This is a genomic window from Roseovarius dicentrarchi (genome assembly GCF_003316635.1).
Lineage (GTDB): Bacteria > Pseudomonadota > Alphaproteobacteria > Rhodobacterales > Rhodobacteraceae > Roseovarius > Roseovarius dicentrarchi.
The window spans coordinates 35,107-52,441 of sequence record NZ_QNQP01000023.1 but is presented as its reverse complement, the minus strand read 5'-3'; the positions used below and the strand labels follow the sequence as shown (position 1 = coordinate 52,441).

Sequence of the window (17,335 nt, the reverse complement as noted above, 5' to 3'; positions counted from 1 at the left end):
CGAAACAGCGAAGAAAAAGCGAAAGGAGGCAACAGCATTGACGCCATCATAATCAGCAGATCATAACGACTGGGTGGGTCAGATCTCGATGAAAATGCCGGGTCAGTTCTCAATGACAATCAACACAGATGCGCTTGCACTATTTCGCAGACGGATGAGCGTGCCTTTGGAAGACACGATCGTCATGTTTTGTTCAACGCTCGAAAACAGAAAAAACGACGCCCGGAAGGGATATTGCCTCCCGGACGGGGGATCTTGAACATCAATGTAGTCACTTGAAATCAAACGAGGATAATTTCAAGCAAGCCACGCACCCCTGGCGGGAGCAGCTTTATCCCGTGCGGCGATCTTCAAAGCTCAGCGCGATGAAGCTGGGCAGATGATCGCCCATTCCGACCACTTTCTCGCCGTTGCCGTTTCCGTTGCCGTTTCCATTGCCGCCGCCCGAACGTCCGCGCCCGCCGCGACTGCGCGAGCGGCTGGACTTACTGTCCTGCTGGGAGGAATCATCTTTGCGCGGCTCAGACTGAGGAGCGGATTTCAACGGCTCGCTTGACGACTCGCCCTGCGTTGTGGAAGACGCTTCTGCTTTTGCTGCGGCCACCGGCGCGGTGGACTGCTCAGCCGAAGCGGCGTCGGGACGCGTATCTGCCGCAGGTGATTCAGCTTCTGAAGTATCGGACGATTTCGCTGCGGAGCTGGAGGTTTTGCGGCTGCGCGTCCGGCGCGGCTTGGGCGTTTCTGCCTTGGCGGCGGCATCCGCATCTGGCTGTGCGGCCGGTGCATCGCTGGTGCCCAGCGGGTTTTCCAGGCGCGGGATCTCGCGCTGAATCAGCGTCTCGATCGCGGTCATGTTCTTTTCGTCTTTGGGCGTGCAGATCATCATTGCCTTGCCGTCGCGGCCAGCGCGTCCTGTCCGGCCGATGCGGTGCACGTAATCCTCGGGATGGGACGGCACGTCAAAGTTGAAAACATGGCTGACGGCCGGAACGTCAAGACCGCGTGCGGCCACGTCCGAGGCCACGAGCACGCGCAGATCACCGGCGCGGAAGCCGTCCAACGTACGCGTGCGCTGGCTCTGGTCCAGATCGCCGTGGATCGGGGCCGCGTCATGGCCGTGCTTTTTCAATGACTTGGAGACTGTGTCGACATCGATCTTGCGGTTGCAAAACACGATGGCGTTGGTCAGTTTGTCGCCTTCGGCGTCGATCATCATGCGCAGAACCTGACGTTTCTCGCTGGCCTCGCGGTCGCGGCGCGAGGCTTTGAGCATGACAACGCCTTGTTCGATCGTCTCGCTGGCGCTGGCCTGACGGGCCACTTCAACGCGCTCGGGCGAGCTGAGGAAGGTGTTGGTGATGCGTTCGATTTCCGGCGCCATGGTGGCCGAGAAGAACAGAGTCTGGCGGGTGAAGGGCGTCAGGCTGAAGATGCGCTCGATATCGGGGATGAACCCCATGTCAAGCATGCGGTCCGCCTCGTCCACGACCATGATCTGAACGCCGGTCAGCAGCAGCTTGCCACGCTCGAAATGGTCCAGAAGACGGCCGGGCGTGGCGATCAGCACGTCAACACCCTTGTCGATCAGCTTGTCCTGCTCCTTGAAGCTGACGCCGCCGATCAGGAGGGCCTTGGTCAGTTTCAGATGCTTGGAGTAGGTGTCGAAATTCTCGGCCACTTGCGCGGCCAATTCGCGGGTCGGGCACAGGACCAGACTGCGCGGCATGCGCGCGCGGGCGCGGCCACGGGCCAGAAGCGACAGCATGGGCAGAACAAAACCCGCCGTCTTGCCGGTGCCGGTCTGGGCAATGCCCAAGACGTCACGCCCAGCGAGAGCGGGGGGAATCGCCCCTGCCTGAATCGGGGTCGGCATGGTATAGCCTGTCTCTTCGACAGCTTTCAGAACCTTCGGGTTCAGATTAAGATCGGAAAATTTTGTCATGTGTATCCGTGGTTTACGGACGCAACGAGGCCCGTACGACTGATTGGGTCCGGGTCCGTACGACCCTGCGGTTCTCCGCATGTAGGGACGCCCACCGGTGCCATACCCCAAATACGGGGGCATGGTCAATCAAATGGCCCGAACCATGAACAATACGGTGTATTCTGATCTGGGCGGTGGGCGATTTTTCGCGAAAAGTCGGGCGCCCGGCTCAGGCGTGGTGCGGGAAATGTTTGGCGCGTTTGGCATCCAGGTTCAGATCGACCCGGTGCAGCAGGTTATGGGCGGCAAGGCGCGCGCGGAGGGCGGGCGTGGCGGTGCAGACCTCATCATAGAACCTGCGCAGGGCAGGCACGCCGCCTTCGGATTCAATGGCATTGAACAGCGCGTTCATGGTCATCGGCACGCTGTCCGGGCCTTTCAGCCCCGCGCGGTAGGAGCCGCTGTGCAGCCGGTAGCGGTAGGCGCGCTGCCAGGTGTCCCAGCTATGCGCGTGAAAATGGCACAGCAGGGTCTGGTCCAGATCGTGCCTGTTCGGGATCTGTCCGTCACCATCGAATGCATTGTGAATGCGAAGGCTCAGATTCTGCTGCCCGGTGCGCACAAAGATCTTGCCAGCCACATGGCTGAGAAACCCGCCATTCAGCAGCGCGCCGAAGGTCGGATAAATCTCTTCGGTCTGTGCGTTGCGGGGGGATTGCCGCGGGTGGCATGCCTTGAACCAGGTGGCGTCGGCGGGGTCGTCTGCGGTGCTTGCCAATGCCTCGATCGGACGGACGCGGGCGGTGCGGGCGTCTTCGGGCAGGGCAGCCAGCTGCGCCGCGAATGGAGTTGACGGGCAGAGGAATTCATCGACGTCGACATGGCCCAACCAATCCACCCCCGGACGGCGGCGATAGGCGCGGGTGGCGTTGGCCGTCTGGCGCGCCTGATGGGCGTCCGGGCGCGCGCGGCGTCTGGACCAATAGGCATCATCGGTCAGGGTGACGGTGCAGCGGGGATGCGCGTCCAAGGCGGTGCGCGCGTCAGGGCAATCTGCGTCCAGATAGATGTGGATGCGGTGTGCGCCTATCTCCAGATGATGCGCGGCAAAGTTCAGGATCGTCTCGGCGTCTGCCTTGATCGTGGAGACCAGGCCCCATTTGGTCGATTGCTGCATGTTGCCCGCCCATACCGGTTACACCTCCGCACAATGGCGCGGCGCATGCAGAGGCGCAAGCCAGCTGACCGTGGTTTGGATTTGTCCGATTGGCGAATAATTTGGGTAAAATTTTACACAAGGTGTTGGTGAACGCACATCATAAATGGCAGTGTCCGCTCAAGCACCGAAGCGAGGAAGCGATATGCGGCGCACAATCACGGTGATACTCACCCTTTGCGCTATTCTTGGCGGGTCCGGCATGGCGTCCGGGCAGTCTGCGGCGTGCGTCATGGACCCGCCGTCGATGTCACTGGCCCGGTTGGGCGAGATCGCGGTCACGCTGGATCCCGATGGCGTTCGGCATGGCCGGGGCTGGCGCCTGAATGTGGGCGGGCAAGTGATGTTGCTGACGGCCGATGCCACGGCCGGGCGCATGCGGGCCATGGTGCCGATCGGCCGTGCAGGCGACATGGGGCGCGCCGAATTAGAACGCATGCTTCAGGCCAATTTCGACAGCGCGCAGGATGGGCGCTACGCGATTGCGCAGGGGCTGGTCTGGTCGGTTTTCGCACATCCGCTGCGCTGTCTGGACAAGATCCGCCTGATCGAAGGGGTTGCGCAGGCTGTCATGCTGGCGCGTACACACGGCACGCTGTATTCAGGCGGTGGCCTGCAATTCGGCGGTGGGGACAGCACGCGCCTGCAAGACGATCTTCTGGAGGAATTGCTGCGCCTGGGCGAGGATTTGTAGCGCGCGGTGCTGTTTGGCGCGCCGGGCATCTTGCGCTTGGGCGGGCGGGCCTCTACATCGGTATGAACCGCTGTTCAGGAGGGCACCCATGGCCATTCTCGCAACCGATATCGAAGCGATGATCCGCGAAGCGTTTCCCGATGCCCGCATAAGCGTGCAAGGCAACGACGGCGCGCATTTCGCGGCCGAGGTCGTTGATCCATCGTTCAAGGGCATGAACCGTGTGCAGCAGCAACGCGCCGTCTATGCCGCGCTCAAGGGCAAGATGGACGGACCTGCGGGCGAGTTGCACGCGCTGGCGCTGACCACCCGCGCACCTGACTGATCCGCCTATCTGCGCATGAGAATTTGAACCGGCGTTCAACCCAGAGACTGATGAGGACAAGACATGACTGACGCAAAGACACGTATCGAAGAGACCGTCAAAGCCAAGGACGTGGTCCTGTTCATGAAAGGCACCAAGGAAATGCCGCAATGCGGGTTTTCAAGCCGCGTGGCCGGCGTTCTGAATTTCATGGGCATCGATTATGCCGATGTGAATGTGCTGGAGGATGAGGGCATCCGGCAGGGGATCAAGGATTATTCCGACTGGCCGACGATTCCGCAGCTTTACGTCAAGGGCGAGTTTGTCGGCGGTTGCGATATCATCACCGAGATGACGCTGTCGGGCGAGCTGGACACGCTGTTGGAGCAAAATGGCGTCACCTATGACAAGGCTGCTGCGGATAAGATTCGCGAAGCCAACGCGTAACTCTTGAGCGCCGCGTTCGCTGCGGCGCTGGGATTTGGGTATTTCAGACCAAGAAAAAACAGGGCGTGCCGTGCAAGCGGGGCGCCTAATTTTTTTGTGCGACGTCTGTCAAGGCGGTGGTCAGCTCGCCGTAGCCGGTAAAACGATATTCGTAGTCGAGGCCGAGGCGGCGGGCGCACTCTTCGGCTTTGGCGCGCAGGGCGGCATTGTCTGTCTGGGCCTGATAGACCAGTTTCGTGTAATTGCCGAAAATCATGTCGCGCAGTTCGGGGTGGCGGTCCAGACCCATCGGTTTCCAGACAAACGCGTCGAATTGGCGGACCAGAAAATCCGTCAGGTAGAAGGCGGTGATTTCGTCATCATGCAGGGCGAAGGCGTCATTGCCCTCGAAAAAGCTGTAGCAATGGGGCCCCTGGATCATGTCGACGCCAAGCGCGTCGCATCTGTCACGGAGCAGGCCGCCGGTGCCGCAATCGGCGTAGGCGATAAATATCTGAGTATAATGGTCGCGGTTTTTGATCACCGTTGCCTCGACCGCGTCTGCGATTCGGTCCGGGTAGAGGTGCAGATTGGCGGGCAGGCAGATCAGTGTCATGTGATCCCAGCCGTTCAGCCGGATCAGCGCGAGGATCTCGCGCGCCAGAGCGCCGCAGGCGATGAGCAGGATTTGGCCCGTGCCCGTGCCCTTGTCCGCGGTAGCGGCCGGCGCTGTCATGCCAATTTCGGTCAGGACGCGATCGGGCGGAAGATCAGTCATGTCTGCGCCTTTTCAGCTTGCGCGGGGGAGGGGCCACCCGCCGGAAATGAAGACGGGGCCGATGATGGCCCCGCCGTCTGTATCATGCAGTCCGGCGCGGAGCCGCAGATCAGGCAGTGACGCCCTGATTGTGCTTGCGGCCGACGAATTCCTTGGCCGTTTCCACCGCGACGGCGGCATCGCGGCAATAGGCGTCGGCACCGATGGCCTTGCCAAATTCCTCGTTCAGGGGGGCGCCGCCGACCAGCACGATGTAATCGTCGCGGATGCCCTGTTCGATCATCGTGTCGATGACGACCTTCATGTAGGGCATTGTCGTTGTCAGCAGGGCGGACATGCCCAGGATATCGGGGGTTTCAGCATCGAGCGCGTCCAGATATTTTTCGACCGAATTGTTGATGCCCAGATCGACCACCTCGAAGCCGGCGCCTTCCATCATCATGCCGACAAGGTTCTTGCCGATATCGTGGATGTCGCCCTTGACCGTTCCGATCACCATCTTGCCCACGCGGGGCGCGCCGGTTTCGGCCAGAAGCGGCTTGAGAATGAACATGCCGCCCTTCATCGCGTTGGCGGCCAGCAACACTTCGGGCACGAACAGGATACCGTCGCGGAAATCCTTGCCGACGATGGTCATGCCGCCGACAAGCGCCTTGGTCAGGATGTCATAGGGCGCCCAGCCGCGTTCCAGCAAGATGTTGACGCCTTCCATGATTTCGTCCCGCAGGCCGTCATAGAGGTCGTCAAACATTTGTTGAACCAGTTCGTCGTCGTCCAGTTCGGACAGGATGATGTCGTCTTGGTCGTCGGACATGGTGCGAACCCTTGCAATAGTGCAGGACACAAGGCGGCCTGCGATGTTTACCTGTCTTGTTAATCGCCAATTTACGGCGCAGGCACTTGGCGAATTGCGACATTGGCCGGGTCTGAACCGACTTGCCGTGCTAAAATACGCATGCAAACTGCCGAAATTGGCGTAGCATGACAGCGCGGCAGCGGCGATGGCCGAGGCATGCCAAGGCGCGAAACGATGGCCGGGATATCGCGGTAGTAGTCACATAATACCTGCCAGCGTTTCTTTCGCATTACCGTAAATATGAGATCACTAAACAGGAGGCGACATGGCCAAGGCAATACATTCGATGATCCGGGTTCTGGACGAGGCGCGATCGGTTGCGTTCTATAAGACCGCACTGGGGCTGGAGGTGGCCCAGCGACTGGATTTCGACAATTTCACGCTGGTTTATCTGAGCAACACCGAGGCGCCTTTCGAGGTTGAGCTGACGATCAACAAGGGCCGCACCGAGCCCTATGATCTGGGCGATGGGTACGGGCATCTGGCCGTCTGCGTTGACGATCTGGAGGCAGAGCATGCCCGGTTCGAGGCGGCAGGGCTGGAGCCGCGCAAGATTGTGGATTTCAACCGCGACGGCGCTTTGCTGGCGCGGTTCTTCTTTGTGAAGGATCCCGATGGGTACGAAATAGAAGTTTTGCAAAAGCACGGCCGCTATCAATAGCGGCCCATTCAGGGAGGAATGGAAGGATGAAAAAGCTTAAAAACATGACGCGGCGGCAGCTGTTGTCGCGCAGCGTGGCGGCGGGGGCGGCGCTGGTCGTGGGGCCGGGGTTCATCGCGGGCAAGGATGGGGCCTGGGCCACCACCATGGACGCGCTGAAGCCCGAAGCCATGGCGACGCTGATCCAGATGGCGCGCGATATCTATCCGCATGATCAGGTGGGCGACGAATATTATGTCATCGCGGTTAAAGGCTACGACGTGCCCGAGGCTGTGGACGAGACCGAGGCCGGAATTGCCGCGCTGGACGCGGCGGCGCGCGAGGCTGGCTTTGACAGCTATCTGAAAACCGGTTGGGAAAAGGACCGCGTCGCGATCCTGCGCGGGATGGAGGATACCGCGTTTTTCCAGAAGGTGCGCGGCGGTCTGGTGACGGGGCTGTATAACCAAAAGGCGATCTGGCCGATCTTCGGCTATGAGGGCGAAAGCTATAGCCATGGCGGGTATATCAACCGCGGCTTCGACGACATTAACTGGATTTAAAGGGGGGACTGGCACCATGACGGCACCATTTGAGCTCACCGACGACAGTGTTGTCGTTATTATCGGAACCGGCGCCGGCGGCGGGGTTCTGGCCAATGAACTGGCGCAGAAGGGCATCAGCGTGGTCGCGCTGGAGGCGGGCGGGCGGTATCTGCCCGAAGATTACGTTAACGACGAATGGGAAAGCTTTGGACAGCTGGCCTGGCTGGACGGGCGCACCACGTCGGGCGATTGGCGCGTCGCCAATGATTTCTCGGGCCTGCCCGCGTGGATCGTCAAGGCAGTGGGCGGCACCACGACCCATTGGGCGGGGGCATCGCTGCGTTTTCAGGAGCATGAGTGGAAGCCCCTGACCAATTACGGCGCGGTTGAGGGTGCGAACCTTTTGGACTGGCCGATAGATGGGGCCGAGCTGGCGCCCTATTACGACAAGGCCGAGAAGAAGCTGAACGTCACGCGCACCAATGGCAATGCGGGCCTGCCCGGCAGCAACAATTACAAGGTGTTCGAGGCGGGCGCGCGGGCGCTGGGCTACAAGGAGGTCAGCACGGGGCGGATGGCGATCAACTCGGCCGATACTGCGGACCGTCCGGCCTGCCAGCAGACGGGGTTCTGCTTTCAGGGCTGCAAATGGGGCGCGAAATGGTCCTCGGCCTATACGGATATTCCGGCAGGTGAGGCGACCGGCAATCTGGAGGTGCGCGAAAAGGCGCATGTGCTGAAGATCGAGCATAATGAGGCCGGCAAGGTGACGGGCGTTGTCTATGTCGATGCGGATGGCAACCAGCATATGCAGAAGGCGCGCATCGTCTGCGTGGCGGGCAACTCGATCGAAAGCCCGCGTCTGCTGCTCAATTCGGCCAGTTCGATGTTTCCCGACGGGCTGGCCAACAGCTCAGGCCAGGTGGGGCGCAACTATATGCGGCACCTGACCGGGTCGGTTTACGGTATCTTTGACAAGCCGGTGAAGATGTGGCGTGGCACCACCATGGCCGGCATCGTTCAGGACGAGGCGCGGCACGATCCCAGCCGGGGTTTCGTCGGCGGGTACGAGCTGGAGACGTTGTCCTTGGGTCTGCCGTTCATGGCTGCGTTCCTTGATCCGGGTGGCTGGGGCCGCGAATTTACCACGGCGCTGGATCATTATGAAAACATGGCAGGGATGTGGATCGTCGGCGAGGATATGCTGCAGGAGAGCAACCGGATCACGCTGAACACGGATGTCACCGATCAGCATGGCCAGCCGGTGCCGAACGTGCATTATTCGGACCACGCCAATGACAAGGCGATGCGCGCCCATGCCTATCAGCAGGGGCAGGCGATGTATGACGCGATGGGCGCGACGCGCACGTTGCCGACGCCGCCATACCCGTCAACGCATAATCTGGGCACGAACCGGATGTCGGAGAAGGCGCAGGATGGCGTGGTCAACCGCTGGGGGCAGTCGCATGACATTGCGAATCTGTTCGTCTCGGATGGCTCGCAATTCACCTCTGGCGCGGCGGAGAATCCGACGCTGACCATCGTGGCGCTGGCGATCCGGCAGGCCGATCATATCGAAAGCCAGATGAGCCAGGGCAACCTCTGACAGCTTGAAACACCGCCCCCGGCGCCGTGCCGGGGGCTGCGGTCAGTGCTGTTTGGAATTCACGGCATGGCGGCTGCCACGTCCGGCATCGCGCGCCCGTTCGCGGCTCAAGATATCCTCAACCGGCAGCGCATCCAGATCCCGCGCCGCGTTGCTGGCGATCAGGCCGCTTAGCTGAAGGTCGATGAAGCGCAGGCAGCACACCCGCAAGAACGACGTGAAGTTGCCCAGGTCATGGCCCTCGTCAATCGACTCGTTATAAAGCTGATGCAGCAGTTGCGGCACGTTCAGATCCTGCTGCTGGGCGATATCGTCCAGCACGTTCCAGAACATATGTTCCAGCCGCACGCTGGTCACCATGCCGTCCATGCGGAAGGACCGTGTGACGCTTTCCCACAGTTTCGGATCGGCCCCGATGAAAACGCGGCACATGGCAGTCTCCCCTTTATGGTTTGGGGGATAACGCTACAGGCTGGCGTCGCTACGTCAAGCCATACGAACAGCCCGGCCTTGACGCGGGCGGGCGCGGGGCGTCCAATGCCCGCGATGAGGGAGAGATACCATGCAAGTGTATGACAATCCGTGGCGCGGCGAGGGCCTGCCCCAAGCGACCCTGGCCGATATTCCATGGCCCAGCGTGGACGCGGACGCGCCGCGCGCCCTGCTCACGCGATGCCCGGCCGCAGCCGCAACGCCGCTGGTGGTGGCCGAGGGGTACGGCCCCTCTGTCTGGGTCAAGGACGAGCGCACGCGCATGAATCTGGGCAGTTTCAAGGCGCTGGGCGCGGCGTATGTCATTGCACATGAGGCGGTTCAGACAGGCGCCGCGGATATCGCGCGCAGTCTGACCGGGCGCACCTATGTCACGGCCAGCGCCGGTAATCATGGGCTGTCGGTGGCGGCGGGGGCGGCGCTCTTTGGTGCGCGCGCGGTGATCTATCTGGCGGCGCCGGTGCCCGAAAGCTTTGCCGAGCGGCTGCGCGCGCGCGGCGCCGAGGTGGTCCGCGCCGGCGGTCATTACGAGGCAAGCATGGATGCGGCTTTTCAAGCAGCAGACAGCAATGGCTGGACCTTGCTGTCAGACAGCTCATGGCCCGGCTATACCGAATTGCCGCACCGATTGATGGAGGGGTATCTGGTGCTGGCAGCCGAAGCTGCCGAGCAGATGCCGGAGGTTCCGACGCATATCCTGCTACAGGCCGGGGTCGGTGGGCTTGCAGGTGCGTGCGCTGCATATTTCCGCAAAATCTGGGGCGACGCGCCGCAGATCATCGTGGTGGAGCCCGAGGCGGCCCCGGCGCTGCATGCCTGCATCAAGGCGGGTAAATTCGTCAGCACGGCGGGCGAGGTGTCCAACATGGGCCGCCTTGATTGCAAGGATGCGTCGCTGATCGCGCTGAAGGGGCTGGCGCGGGACGCCGATGCCTTTGCGCTGATCTCCGATGACGAGGCGTCGGCGGCGCTGCCGGAATTGGCGGCAATCGGGCTGGCGGCGTCCGAGTCGGGCGGCGCGGGGCTGGCGGCGCTCAGCCATATGGGCCTGCCGGTGGAGGCGCGCGTGCTGTGCATCCTCAGCGAAGGCCCGGCCGAGTGACGCGCGGCTTTGCGCTGGCCGAATTTCGTGGCCGCGTGTCGGCGGCGCAGGCGCGGATGGATGCCGCTGGCCTTGGCGCGCTCCTGCTGACGACCGAGCCGGAGATACGGTATTTCACGGGGTTTCTGACGCGGTTCTGGGAAAGCCCCAGCCGGCCGTGGTTTCTGGTGCTGCCTGTGTCGGCTGCGCCGATCGCGGTCATCCCCAGCATCGGCGCCGCGCTGATGGCACGGACCTGGGTCCGCGATATCCGTGTCTGGCCCGCGCCGGACCCTGCCGATGACGGCATCACGCTGCTTGCGGCGACACTTCGCGAGGTTGGCGGCCCGGTCGGCGTGCCCTCGGGACCGGAAAGCCACCTGCGGATGCCGCTGGCCGCCTATGCGCAGGTGCAGGCGGCCAGCGGGCTGGAATTCACCCATGATCATGGCATCAATGCGGCCTTGCGCGCGGTCAAGTCGGAGGCGGAGATAGCCAAGATCGCCCAAGCCTGCGCGATCGGCGGCCGCGCCTTTGACCGGGTGGGCGAAATCGCGCGCGAGGGTGCGCCCCTCAGCGCGGTGTTCCGCGGATTTCAACGGCTGCTGCTGGAGGAGGGCGCCGATATGGTGGCCTATATCGCGGGCGGCGCGGGGCCGGATGGCTATGGCGATGTCATCTCTCCCGCCTCGGACGCCCGGCTGGCGCGCGGGGATGTGCTGATGCTGGATACGGGCGCGGTCTGGGACGGATATTTCTGTGATTTTGATCGCAACTATGCCGTGGGCGCCGCGTCGGGCAATGCCGCGCTGGCCCATGCCCAGCTGGCCGAGGCAATTCACGCAGGGCTTGACGCCGCAAGACCCGGCGCGCGCGCCTGCGATGTTCACGCGGCGATGGCCGCAATCACCGGCGCGGGCGAGGGCGCGGGGCGGCTGGGGCATGGCTTGGGGATGCAGCTGACCGAAGGGTTGTCACTGATTCCGCAGGACCGCACCGAGCTGGTGCCGGGCATGGTCATCACGCTGGAGCCGGGTGTGACGACCGGACCGGGCACCATCATGGTGGCCGAGGAGAACATCGTCATCCGTCATGGCGCGGCGCAGCCGCTGACCCGGTTTGCCGGTCCTGCGCTGCCGGTGATTTGACCCCCAGAAAATTCGCGAATTTTCTTGGCACTACTTGGCGGGCGTCTTGCCTTTCTCCTCGGCCTTCGCGCGGTTCCACAGGGCGTCCATTTCAGCCAGATCGCTGGCTTGGGGTGTTTTGCCGGCCTCGGCCAGCAGCGCTTCGATCCGCTCGAACCGGTGGGTGAACTTGGCATTGGCGCGGCGCAGGGCCGCTTCGGGGTCGATTTTCATGTGCCGTGCGAGGTTGGCCATGACGAACAGCAAATCGCCGAACTCTTCCTCGGTGTGGTCGGCATCGCCGCTTTCGGCCGCTTCGGCCAGCTCGGCGATTTCTTCGTTGAGTTTGTCCAGAACCTGCGCGGTGTTCGGCCAGTCAAACCCGACCCGCGCGGCGCGTTTTTGCAGCTTGACCGCGCGCAGCAGCGCGGGCAGGCCCAGTGCGACGCCGTCCAATGTGCCCGCCTCGGCGCGCGCCGCGCGCTCGGTGGCCTTGACAGCCTCCCAGTCGCGGGTTTGCTGTGCGGCGGTTTTATCGCGGCTTTCTTTGCCAAAGACGTGCGGGTGTCGGGCGACCATCTTGTTGGCGATTTCATTGGCCACATCGTTGAAATCGAACAGGTTTCTATCCTGCGCAATCTGTGCGTGAAACACCACCTGAAGCAGCAGATCGCCCAGCTCGCCGGTCAGGTCGGACCAATCGGCGCGCTGGATGGCGTCGGCAACTTCATACGCCTCCTCGATAGTGTAGGGCGCGATCGACGCAAAATCCTGCTCGATGTCCCAGGGGCAGCCCGTTTCCGGATCGCGCAGCGCGCGCATGATGGCCAGAAGGCGCGGCAGGCCGCCATTGGGGTCGTGAATCAGGTCTTGGGTCATTGGCATCTTCCTTGTGGCGCGGCCTTGCATCCGGCGCGATTTTGCCTGCACGATAGGGCAGGCACACACGCGCAAAAGGGATCGCACGATGGGACTGGAAGACGCAAGCAGCACGGTAGACGAGGCGTTTACCCGCAAGGACAATCGCGGCCTGAGCTTTGAAAATACGTTCGGCGGGGCGACATCATTCCTGCGCCGCCGCTATACCAAGGATCTGGCAGGCGTCGATATTGCTGTGACGGGCGTTCCCTTCGATCAGGCGGTGACCAACCGGACCGGCACGCGGCTGGGCCCGCGCGCGATCCGCGAGGCAAGCGCGCTTCAGACCGCCGATGCGCCCTATGGCTGGGGATACGATCCGATGGAGGTGATGAACATCGTCGATTACGGCGATCTGGCGTTCGATTACGCGATGGTGCCCGAATTTCCAGGGCTTTTGACACGTCATATCAAGGGGATACTGGATGCAGGTGCCGCCAGCGTCGTCTTGGGCGGCGATCATTACATCAGTTATCCTATTCTTAAGGCTTATGCTGATAAATACGGTCCTATGGCGCTGCTGCATTTCGATGCGCATACCGACACCTGGCAGGATGATAATTATGAGCGGATTGATCATGGCACGATGTTTTACAAGGCAATCAAGCAAGGCCTGATTGATCCGGCCCGCTCGGTTCAGGTGGGGATTCGCACGACGGTGCCCGACACGATGGGCATGAACATCATCGACGCGCGCGAGGTGCATGAAGGCGGAACAAGCGCGGCTGTAGAGAAGATCAAGGATATCCTAGGGGGCGCCCCTGTCTATCTGAGCTTTGACATCGACGCGCTCGACCCGGCCTATGCGCCGGGGACGGGAACACCCGTCTGGGGTGGTCTGACGTCGGCGCAGGCGTCGATCATGCTGCGCGATCTGGCGGGGATCGACCTGAAAGGCGGGGATATCGTCGAGGTGTCGCCGCCGTTTGACACGACCGGCGCCACGGCGATTGCCGGGGCGCATGTGGCGACAGCGATCATATGCCTGCTGGGGTGGAACGCGCGTGGCGGCGCCGCCTGAATTACGGGCATTTTATCGGCGGATGCGAGCGGCGGAAAGGGGCAGATTATGAACTGGGCCGGGGTGATTGCACTGTTGCTGCTGGTCGGCGCCGTCTGCGGCCTGGCGTGGATCAGGCTGGCGCCGGATGATGTTGCGCGCTGGCACCATGTGCCGGAGGCGGTAACGACGCGCGATATGGATGGCGGCGTCATACGCATTGTGCCGGGCGCATTGGCTGAGCTGAACCCTATTATTCGCCAGACGCCGCGCACGCGCCTGCTGGCCGGATCGGTGCAAAGCGGAATGGTGACGTATATCACTCGGTCAAAGCTGTTTGGTTTTCCCGACTATACGACGGTCGCACAGCGGGGGGATGACCTGATCCTTTATGCGCGGCTGCGTTATGGCAAATCCGACATGGGCGTCAACAAGGCGCGGGTGGATCATTGGCTGTCGGAACTGGCACAGGAATAGCTGTTCATAAGCTGGCAGTTTATGTGCCGCAGGCTTGACCGCATTCGGTGAATGAGGGACATGGACACCATGGTGCCATTGGACAGATTAGAACAGATTGTGCAGCGCTTCGAGTTTATCGAGGCGAAAATGTCGGCCGGCGGCGGGGATATCGCCGCGCTGGGCCGTGAATACGCGGAACTGCGTCCGGTGGTGGATGAAATTCGCCTGTACAAAACGCTTCTGTCGGACATTGACGGTGCGCGCGCCATGCTGGACGATCCTGAAATGCGGGCGCTGGCGCAGGACGAACTTTACGAGCTAGAGGCACGGATTCCGGCCGTCGAAGCGGCGCTGCAACTCAGCCTGCTGCCCAAGGACGAGGCGGATGTTCGGCCGGCGATGATTGAAATCCGGCCCGGTACCGGCGGCGACGAGGCTGCGCTGTTTGCCGCGGATCTGCTGCGTATGTACCAGCGCTATGCCGAGGCGCGCGGCTGGTCGGTGGACATCATCGAGATGAACCAGACCGAACTGGGCGGGATCAAGGAGGTGGTCGCGCATGTCAAAGGCGCCCATGTCTTTGCCCGGCTGAAATTTGAAAGCGGCGTTCACCGGGTGCAGCGCGTTCCCGAGACGGAAAGCGGCGGGCGCATCCATACCAGCGCCGCCACAGTTGCCGTGCTGCCGGAGGCCGAGGATGTTGACGTGAAAATTGACGCCAATGACCTGCGGATCGACACGATGCGCAGCTCCGGCGCCGGCGGGCAACATGTAAACACCACCGATTCGGCCGTGCGGATCACCCATATTCCCAGCGGTATTGTCGTGACCAGCTCGGAGAAATCACAGCACCGCAACCGCGAGATTGCTATGCAGGTGCTCAAGGCACGCCTGTATGACGCAGAGCGCCAGCGCGTCGTTAGCGCGCGCAGTGCGACCCGCGCGGCGCAGGTCGGCAGCGGCGACCGGAGCGAGCGCATACGCACTTACAATTTCCCGCAAGGGCGGATGACGGACCACCGGATCAACCTGACGCTTTACAAACTGGATCAGGTGATGGCCGGCGACCTGGACGAGGTGATTGATGCGCTGACCGCGGATGCGCAGGCGCAGATGCTGGCCGAGATGGACGCGTGAGCCAGACCTTGCGCGACCTGGCACAGGCGGCTGCGACGCGGCTGGAGGTCGCCGGAATAGACAGCGCTGCGCGCGATGCGCGGTTGCTGCTGGCCCATGCTACCGGGTTTGGCGCGGCACGGCTGGGCGCCGAGATGGGTGAGGGCGCGGCGCCTGACGTGGTCGCCGCCTTCGAGCAGATGGTCGCGCGCCGCCTAACGCGCGAGCCTGTGTCGCACATCATCGGCAAGCGCTGGTTTTTCAACCATGAATTTCAGGTGACGGCGGCTGTTCTGGACCCGCGTCCCGAAACCGAGGCGCTGGTGCTGGCCGCGCTGGGCGCGCCTTTTGGCCGGGTTCTGGATCTTGGCACCGGTTCGGGGGCGATTGTGCTGTCGCTACTGGCCGAACGTCCGGACGCGACGGGTGTCGGCACTGATTTATCCCGGGCGGCATTGGCGGTTGCCGAGGAAAATGCCCGCCGTCTGGCGCTGAGCGATCGCTGCGAGTTTCAAAGGCATGACTGGTTTGCGGGCGTGACTGGTCGCTTTGACCTGATCGTGTCAAATCCGCCGTATATTGCCGCCGACGAAATGCCCGATCTGGCACCGGAGCTGTGCCATGAGCCGCAGATGGCGCTGACGGACACGCTTGATGGGCTGAGCGCCTATCGCAAAATTTGCGAAGGGGCGCCGGCTCATTTAGCGCCAGACGGGCGGCTGATGGTCGAAATCGGATGCAGTCAAGGCGCGCAAGTCGCCGGGATGATGACGGCTGCCGGACTGCGCGACGTGACGGTTCTGCCGGATCTGGATGGGCGCGACCGGGTCGTTCTGGCGCATGCAGATCGGTGAATTTTCGCGCAATAATGCTTGAAATCGCGCTTTTGGGTCGAAAATTGCGAAATCAGCGTGCTTTCCCCTTGTGCGGGCGCGCCGGGCATGATTACTGGATTTGTCGACGCGGTGGATACCCGGCCTAATGGGTGGTCCCGCTTGACGCCAAGCCAACATAACCGACACCCGGTTCCATTTTACAGGCGCATCGGGCGCCCATCGGGTTCAACACGGTTCTCAAAACAAGGCTGGACAACAGATATATGAGATCTTCGAAACCCCGTTCGCGCAATAAGCCGAACAGAAACCGTCCAAATACCGTCGGCAACGTTGTCAATCGCGTGTTTGACAGTTCCGGCCCCGAGGGGAAGGTGCGCGGAACGCCGCAGCAGATCATTGAGAAATACAATCAGCTGGCGCGTGATGCGCAGCTGTCCAACGACCGTGTCGCGACCGAGAATTTCCAGCAACATGCCGAACATTATTTGCGTCTGCTAAGCGAGGCGCAAAAGGAAATGGACGCCAAGCGCGACCAGCAGGAGCGTGAGAATCGCGAGCGGCAGGCAGAGCGGGACCGCGAACGCGCGCAGGCCGAGAGTGATCCGGCCAATGCACCGCAGCCTGGCGGCGACGCTGGTCCGCGCGACAAGGGCCAAGATCGCGACGATGATGCTGGCCGCACGCCTGCGACGCCGCAGCCGAAAGCGGGCCATGATAAATCCGGCCATGGCAAAAATGGTCAGGAGAAAGAAGCTCGGGCTGACAGTACCGGCGACAGCACCCGCGACGATGCGTCCGAGGATCAGGGCAGCACCTTGGTCGAAACGCCTGAAAACAAACCAAAGCGCGCCCCGCGCAAGCCGCGCCGCGCTGCGCCGCAAGAGGGTGGTCAGGACAGCGGCGATGGACAGGGCGCCGGCCCGCAGGATAGTCAGAAGGACGACCAGACCGCCGCAGGCGACACAAAGCCAGCGCCCAAGCCCCGCGCCCCGCGCGCGCGCAAACCCAAAAACGATGCGTCCAAGCCCGAAGCATCCGGCCCTGCGGATGATACGCCATCAGACACAGCCGCAGAGTGACGCCGCAAAAAATTACTGCACGTCAGGATGAAAGCCGGGGTGACATACGTCGCGCCCGGCTTTTCCGTTTCCAGCAACTGTAAGATGTGCGTTCAAGTCAGGTTGGATCCTCCTGCGCGAACGGCGGCGAATCCGTTCGCGTTGCGGCAAAAAAAAGGCCGAGCATTAAGCTCGGCCATAGTCCAACAGGGAGGTATGAAGGAAACACCGTAGCGGCGTCTCCGTCAAAGCTGCATTT

19 protein-coding genes are annotated in these 17,335 nt (G+C 62.3%); 13 read left to right on the top strand and 6 right to left on the bottom strand.

The window, feature by feature from the left end:
- Positions 1 to 331 precede the first annotated feature (331 nt).
- Together DQ230_RS14330 and DQ230_RS14325 are read right to left on the bottom strand one after the other, a co-directional pair.
- A complete protein-coding gene (locus DQ230_RS14330; protein ID WP_113913296.1) occupies positions 332 to 1,942 on the bottom strand; it encodes a DEAD/DEAH box helicase in 1,611 nt (536 codons plus the stop codon).
- A gap of 211 nt (positions 1,943 to 2,153) precedes the next feature.
- On the bottom strand, positions 2,154 to 3,101 hold the full coding sequence (locus DQ230_RS14325) for a glycosyltransferase family 2 protein (protein ID WP_113913295.1): 948 nt from the start codon (positions 3,099 to 3,101) through the stop codon (positions 2,154 to 2,156).
- 184 nt (positions 3,102 to 3,285) lie between these two features.
- Here DQ230_RS14325 and DQ230_RS14320 point away from each other — a divergent pair, with 184 nt between their 5' ends.
- From DQ230_RS14320 to grxD, 3 genes are all read left to right on the top strand, one after another.
- Entirely contained in the window at positions 3,286 to 3,834 is a 549-nt protein-coding gene (locus tag DQ230_RS14320; RefSeq protein ID WP_113913294.1) for a type III secretion system chaperone, read from the top strand.
- 88 nt (positions 3,835 to 3,922) lie between these two features.
- A complete protein-coding gene (locus DQ230_RS14315; RefSeq protein ID WP_113913293.1) occupies positions 3,923 to 4,159 on the top strand; it encodes a BolA/IbaG family iron-sulfur metabolism protein in 237 nt (78 codons plus the stop codon).
- A 63-nt stretch (positions 4,160 to 4,222) separates the two neighbouring features.
- On the top strand, positions 4,223 to 4,585 hold the full coding sequence (grxD, locus tag DQ230_RS14310; protein WP_113913292.1) for a Grx4 family monothiol glutaredoxin: 363 nt from the start codon (positions 4,223 to 4,225) through the stop codon (positions 4,583 to 4,585).
- Positions 4,586 to 4,670: 85 nt separating this feature from the next.
- On the opposite strand, the gene DQ230_RS14305 is transcribed toward grxD, so the two are convergent.
- Both DQ230_RS14305 and DQ230_RS14300 read right to left on the bottom strand, forming a co-directional pair.
- Complete coding sequence (locus tag DQ230_RS14305; protein WP_113913291.1) at positions 4,671 to 5,342, bottom strand: DUF1638 domain-containing protein; 672 nt, start codon at positions 5,340 to 5,342, stop codon at positions 4,671 to 4,673.
- A gap of 109 nt (positions 5,343 to 5,451) precedes the next feature.
- Complete coding sequence (locus tag DQ230_RS14300) at positions 5,452 to 6,156, bottom strand: corrinoid protein (protein WP_113913290.1); 705 nt, start codon at positions 6,154 to 6,156, stop codon at positions 5,452 to 5,454.
- Positions 6,157 to 6,463: 307 nt separating this feature from the next.
- Between DQ230_RS14300 and DQ230_RS14295 the strand changes: the two genes are divergently transcribed.
- The 3 genes from DQ230_RS14295 to DQ230_RS14285 are packed head-to-tail and all read left to right on the top strand — an operon-like array spanning position 6,464 to position 8,989.
- Entirely contained in the window at positions 6,464 to 6,859 is a 396-nt protein-coding gene (locus DQ230_RS14295; RefSeq protein WP_113913289.1) for a VOC family protein, read from the top strand.
- Positions 6,860 to 6,885: 26 nt separating this feature from the next.
- Positions 6,886 to 7,401: a Twin-arginine translocation pathway signal gene (locus tag DQ230_RS14290; protein ID WP_113913288.1), complete on the top strand. Its 516-nt coding sequence runs from the start codon at positions 6,886 to 6,888 to the stop codon at positions 7,399 to 7,401.
- A 16-nt stretch (positions 7,402 to 7,417) separates the two neighbouring features.
- Complete coding sequence (locus tag DQ230_RS14285) at positions 7,418 to 8,989, top strand: GMC family oxidoreductase (RefSeq protein WP_113913287.1); 1,572 nt, start codon at positions 7,418 to 7,420, stop codon at positions 8,987 to 8,989.
- A 42-nt stretch (positions 8,990 to 9,031) separates the two neighbouring features.
- Here the strand turns inward: DQ230_RS14285 and DQ230_RS14280 are convergent, their stop codons facing one another.
- Positions 9,032 to 9,421 (bottom strand): ribbon-helix-helix domain-containing protein, encoded by a 390-nt coding sequence (locus DQ230_RS14280; RefSeq protein WP_113913286.1) that lies wholly within the window; start codon positions 9,419 to 9,421, stop codon positions 9,032 to 9,034.
- Between the two features lie 130 nt (positions 9,422 to 9,551).
- Between DQ230_RS14280 and DQ230_RS14275 the strand changes: the two genes are divergently transcribed.
- Both DQ230_RS14275 and DQ230_RS14270 read left to right on the top strand, forming a co-directional pair.
- Positions 9,552 to 10,583 (top strand): pyridoxal-phosphate dependent enzyme, encoded by a 1,032-nt coding sequence (locus DQ230_RS14275; RefSeq protein ID WP_113913285.1) that lies wholly within the window; start codon positions 9,552 to 9,554, stop codon positions 10,581 to 10,583.
- Positions 10,580 to 11,710 (top strand): M24 family metallopeptidase, encoded by a 1,131-nt coding sequence (locus tag DQ230_RS14270; protein WP_113913284.1) that lies wholly within the window; start codon positions 10,580 to 10,582, stop codon positions 11,708 to 11,710. The genes DQ230_RS14275 and DQ230_RS14270 overlap by 4 nt, the downstream gene beginning before the upstream one ends.
- 30 nt (positions 11,711 to 11,740) lie before the next feature.
- On the opposite strand, the gene mazG is transcribed toward DQ230_RS14270, so the two are convergent.
- On the bottom strand, positions 11,741 to 12,568 hold the full coding sequence (mazG, locus tag DQ230_RS14265) for a nucleoside triphosphate pyrophosphohydrolase (RefSeq protein ID WP_113913283.1): 828 nt from the start codon (positions 12,566 to 12,568) through the stop codon (positions 11,741 to 11,743).
- A gap of 88 nt (positions 12,569 to 12,656) precedes the next feature.
- Here mazG and speB point away from each other — a divergent pair, with 88 nt between their 5' ends.
- The 5 genes from speB to DQ230_RS14240 all read left to right on the top strand — a co-directional run bounded on the left by speB (position 12,657) and on the right by DQ230_RS14240 (position 17,097).
- Entirely contained in the window at positions 12,657 to 13,628 is a 972-nt protein-coding gene (gene speB / locus DQ230_RS14260; protein ID WP_113913282.1) for an agmatinase, read from the top strand.
- Positions 13,629 to 13,676: 48 nt separating this feature from the next.
- Positions 13,677 to 14,084 carry a DUF1499 domain-containing protein gene (locus DQ230_RS14255; protein ID WP_113913281.1) on the top strand — a complete coding sequence of 136 codons (408 nt, stop codon included), beginning with the start codon at positions 13,677 to 13,679 and terminating at the stop codon, positions 14,082 to 14,084.
- A 69-nt stretch (positions 14,085 to 14,153) separates the two neighbouring features.
- Entirely contained in the window at positions 14,154 to 15,203 is a 1,050-nt protein-coding gene (prfA, locus tag DQ230_RS14250; protein ID WP_113913300.1) for a peptide chain release factor 1, read from the top strand.
- Complete coding sequence (gene prmC, locus DQ230_RS14245) at positions 15,200 to 16,036, top strand: peptide chain release factor N(5)-glutamine methyltransferase (protein WP_238987544.1); 837 nt, start codon at positions 15,200 to 15,202, stop codon at positions 16,034 to 16,036. Before prfA ends, prmC begins: the two co-directional genes overlap by 4 nt.
- A 245-nt stretch (positions 16,037 to 16,281) precedes the next feature.
- Entirely contained in the window at positions 16,282 to 17,097 is an 816-nt protein-coding gene (locus tag DQ230_RS14240) for a DUF4167 domain-containing protein (protein WP_113913280.1), read from the top strand.
- Positions 17,098 to 17,335: the final 238 nt, after the last annotated feature.

Bases quoted from the DNA above. Each gene is read 5' to 3' on its own strand.
- DQ230_RS14330 (WP_113913296.1), bottom strand. From the start codon at position 1,942: ATGACAAAATTTTCCGATCTTAATCTGAACCCGAAGGTTCTGAAAGCT.
- DQ230_RS14325 (WP_113913295.1), bottom strand. From the start codon at position 3,101: ATGCAGCAATCGACCAAATGGGGCCTGGTCTCCACGATCAAGGCAGAC.
- DQ230_RS14320 (WP_113913294.1), top strand. From the start codon at position 3,286: ATGCGGCGCACAATCACGGTGATACTCACCCTTTGCGCTATTCTTGGC.
- DQ230_RS14315 (WP_113913293.1), top strand. From the start codon at position 3,923: ATGGCCATTCTCGCAACCGATATCGAAGCGATGATCCGCGAAGCGTTT.
- grxD (WP_113913292.1), top strand. From the start codon at position 4,223: ATGACTGACGCAAAGACACGTATCGAAGAGACCGTCAAAGCCAAGGAC.
- DQ230_RS14305 (WP_113913291.1), bottom strand. From the start codon at position 5,342: ATGACTGATCTTCCGCCCGATCGCGTCCTGACCGAAATTGGCATGACA.
- DQ230_RS14300 (WP_113913290.1), bottom strand. From the start codon at position 6,156: ATGTCCGACGACCAAGACGACATCATCCTGTCCGAACTGGACGACGAC.
- DQ230_RS14295 (WP_113913289.1), top strand. From the start codon at position 6,464: ATGGCCAAGGCAATACATTCGATGATCCGGGTTCTGGACGAGGCGCGA.
- DQ230_RS14290 (WP_113913288.1), top strand. From the start codon at position 6,886: ATGAAAAAGCTTAAAAACATGACGCGGCGGCAGCTGTTGTCGCGCAGC.
- DQ230_RS14285 (WP_113913287.1), top strand. From the start codon at position 7,418: ATGACGGCACCATTTGAGCTCACCGACGACAGTGTTGTCGTTATTATC.
- DQ230_RS14280 (WP_113913286.1), bottom strand. From the start codon at position 9,421: ATGTGCCGCGTTTTCATCGGGGCCGATCCGAAACTGTGGGAAAGCGTC.
- DQ230_RS14275 (WP_113913285.1), top strand. From the start codon at position 9,552: ATGCAAGTGTATGACAATCCGTGGCGCGGCGAGGGCCTGCCCCAAGCG.
- mazG (WP_113913283.1), bottom strand. From the start codon at position 12,568: ATGACCCAAGACCTGATTCACGACCCCAATGGCGGCCTGCCGCGCCTT.
- speB (WP_113913282.1), top strand. From the start codon at position 12,657: ATGGGACTGGAAGACGCAAGCAGCACGGTAGACGAGGCGTTTACCCGC.
- DQ230_RS14255 (WP_113913281.1), top strand. From the start codon at position 13,677: ATGAACTGGGCCGGGGTGATTGCACTGTTGCTGCTGGTCGGCGCCGTC.
- prfA (WP_113913300.1), top strand. From the start codon at position 14,154: ATGGTGCCATTGGACAGATTAGAACAGATTGTGCAGCGCTTCGAGTTT.
- DQ230_RS14240 (WP_113913280.1), top strand. From the start codon at position 16,282: ATGAGATCTTCGAAACCCCGTTCGCGCAATAAGCCGAACAGAAACCGT.